Source organism: Microcystis sp. M113S1 (genome assembly GCF_020246945.1).
Taxonomy (GTDB): Bacteria; Cyanobacteriota; Cyanobacteriia; order Cyanobacteriales; family Microcystaceae; genus Microcystis.
In genome coordinates this window covers 1-3,046 of the sequence record NZ_JADBSA010000145.1, presented here as the reverse complement: position 1 = coordinate 3,046, position 3,046 = coordinate 1, and the positions used below count along the sequence as shown (strand labels likewise).

General features: G+C 39.9%; 3 protein-coding genes and 1 pseudogene. 3 read left to right on the top strand and 1 reads right to left on the bottom strand.

Annotation, left to right across the window (positions count from 1 at the left end; translation table 11 throughout):
* Window positions 1-133, bottom strand: a pseudogene (locus IM319_RS07410) (Uma2 family endonuclease); the annotation flags it as partial.
* Window positions 134-363: 230 nt separating this feature from the next.
* Between IM319_RS07410 and IM319_RS07405 the strand changes: the two are divergent.
* The 3 genes from IM319_RS07405 to IM319_RS07395 all read left to right on the top strand — a co-directional run bounded on the left by IM319_RS07405 (window position 364) and on the right by IM319_RS07395 (window position 2,838).
* Entirely contained in the window at window positions 364-1,011 is a 648-nt protein-coding gene (locus IM319_RS07405; RefSeq protein WP_286824114.1) for a hypothetical protein, read from the top strand.
* 71 nt (window positions 1,012-1,082) lie between these two features.
* Window positions 1,083-1,334, top strand: coding sequence for a BolA family protein (locus tag IM319_RS07400; protein ID WP_002737239.1), 252 nt, complete (start codon window positions 1,083-1,085; stop codon window positions 1,332-1,334).
* A 208-nt stretch (window positions 1,335-1,542) separates the two neighbouring features.
* Window positions 1,543-2,838 carry a P-loop NTPase fold protein gene (locus tag IM319_RS07395; RefSeq protein ID WP_287735158.1) on the top strand — a complete coding sequence of 432 codons (1,296 nt, stop codon included), beginning with the start codon at window positions 1,543-1,545 and terminating at the stop codon, window positions 2,836-2,838.
* Window positions 2,839-3,046: the final 208 nt, after the last annotated feature.

Sequence of the window (3,046 nt, the reverse complement as noted above, 5' to 3'; positions counted from 1 at the left end):
TTCCCATCGGTGACATTTTGATAATTTCTCCTCGAATTAATTCCACTTTTTCATCGGGTTTGATTATTCCCTGGGTTGTCATTTTTTCGTATTCTTCCACCGTAAACTTACGGGTAATCAGTGATAAAGACATTTTAACTAAACTCCTACTTTCTCTTTATTCTATCTGGACAGCCTTGCAAGGGTTGAATTATCCGTATTTAAACCATTAATCGGGGGGATAAACTAACTTTTTGGGGACTTGTACTGATTTTTCGGGAAAAATCAGCGCTTGCCATGGCGACAAAACCGCTATATCTAACGTCTAGAAAGCTGGGGTCGGATCGAAACTGCCCCAAAAAAGCTACTATAGGTCAGGTGTCGATGTTAGAAAAAATAGCCGTTCCCATCAGGAACATTAAGTCGAGAAATTTTATGGTTAAGCGAAAACAGCCTTATAGTTTAATTTATCTGCTCACTCTGGTGATCGGTTTAGTGATTGCGATCGCACCTGACGGACAAGCACAAACCCCCGACTCTAACACTCCTGCCAGCGATCCTAACGAATTGAAACCCTTAAATCAAGCCGATAGTGTCCTGAGTCTTCAGGGGGGACAACGTTTAGTGGAAGAAGCGAACGCCGCTATTAATGCCGCTAAATACGATGTCGCTGTGGACAAACTCAATCAAGCGCGCCGGATTTTTAACCAACTATCTAACTATCATCTGCAATTAGCTAATAGTTTCTCAGGAATTGACCCGAAAGTATTCGATTCTCAGCGTCAAAGTGCTTTAAACACGGGACAACTGCGGGATGAAGCCACCTATCAGCTTGCTTTGGTCCATAGGGCGCAAAATCAGCCAGAATTGGCGGTTCCTTTGTTAATTCAGGTGATTCAATCCCAAAACCCCACCAGTGAATTAGGACAAAAAAGCTATCAACAACTCTACGAGATGGGATTTGTCAGTACACCCATCTCCGCACCGACTCCCACCTCCGCAACTCCTAACAACTCCCCCCCACAGCAGTAAATTTTGTCCCCATTGACGAGCTTTCGGTAAAAATGGGATCAGAGTATCTTTAATTTTTTTGAGGAGTTACGATGGTTGACTTTCGCCAAGTAGAAGCGATGATTCAAGAACAAATCCCCGATGCACAAGTGATGATTCGGGATTTGACGGGAGGTGGCGATCATTTGGAAGCGGTGGTTATTTCCGGCGAATTTGCCGGCAAAACCCGCGTTAAACAGCATCAAATGGTTTATGGCGCTTTACAATCGGCACTGGCTACCGAAGCCATCCATGCTTTGGCATTAAAAACCTACACTCCCGACAGTTGGGCAGCAGAAAAATAACAATTATCAGTTATCAGTTATCAGTTATCAGTTATCAGTTATCAGTTAATTTTTTTCTGGTTTTCTTTGTGGCTAATTATCTTCACACAACACCGTCTAATTTAATTACTCATGGTTAGTAACCCATGCAGGCGTTGGGTTTCATGCTTCAACCCAACCTACGTTCATCTTATATTTAATTCCACCCACCCACTTAATTTAATTACTCATGGTTAGTCCTTTACTGGAACCCTTTCGAGAAGCCTATCGTAATTTAGAACTTTTACCGCTGCGATCGGATAAAGAATTACAGCGTTTTGCTGTCGAATACGGCACAGAAATTATCGACGAATTAGAACAATTGGTAGAAGATAGTCCTTGGGAAGACGGAAAAATTATTCTAGCAGGACATCGGGGTTGTGGTAAATCAACCCTACTCTACGAATTTAAAAGAAAGTTAGATGATCGCTATTTTGTTGTTTTCTTCTCGATCTCAGACATGATCGAGATGTCAGACGTAAATCATGTTAATATTTTATTCTCGATCGCCGTTCAGATGATGTCAGAAGCGGAAACCCAAAATTTAACTATTAAAGATTCTATTAAAAAAAGCTTTTATCAATGGTTTGCCGAACAAATCCGCACGGAAACCAATCAAGCAGATGCCACTGTCGAAACAGGTTTTAACTTTTCTACTTTACTAGCTCACATTAAAGGAATTCTCAAGATTAATTCGACTATTCGCCAGGAAATCAAACAAAAATATGAGCGGAGAATTACCGATTTAGTTGCCCAAATTAACATTATCGCTAGTGCGATCGAGTCCCAAAGTCAGAAAAAAATCTTAGTAATTGTTGATGACATTGATAAAATTGACTTAGCACAGGTAAGGGATATTTTTCAATCCCATATTAAAGCGATTATGTTGCCCGGTTTTCGGATTATTATGACTATTCCGATCGCCGCTTTAAGAGAAGTAGCTTTAAAGGCAACTCTCCAAACAGAAACCAACGATCAGATCGTGCAAATGCCTGTATATAAACTCTTTAAACAGGGAGAAATTAATTCACCTAATGCTATACCCGATCCGCAAATTATTGCTACTTTAACCGAGATAATCACTAAGCGCATCGATCCCGCTTTAATCGATCCTGATACCCTCGAAAAAATTTGTCTTTATAGTGGGGGAGTGTTACGAGAATTAATTCGCATTACTAATGATTGCTGTCGGGTTTGTTTGCGATCAATTCGTCGTTATCCCGATGATAATACCCTAAAAATTAATCAAGCTGTTTTAGAACAATCAATCACAGAACTTAGTCTCGATTTTGCTGAAAGTATCGGTACAGCAGATGAGGAAATTATTAAAACTGTTTATAAAAAGTCAAAACCGAAGGATCTCAAGGATCAAAATTTTCTAGATCTGTTGCATGGTTTATATATTTTGGAATACCGCAATGGCGATTTGTGGTATAACGTGCATCCGATTGTGGTTGAGTTAATGAAAAAAAGGGGAACAATTTGAATGGGATAAGTAAGTAGTCATAATTAAATTGAAGATGGATCCCCCCTTGATAATAGGGGTGCGGATCCCCCCTTAATCCCCCCTTGATAAGGCTATCCATTAGTCAGATCTTTCTTAACAAAAAGAGAAGAAACTTAAAAAAAGGGGAAACGATTGATAGGTATAGTTTTGAAAGAAGGAATTAAGGTGGAGGTAAGCAAAAAAATGG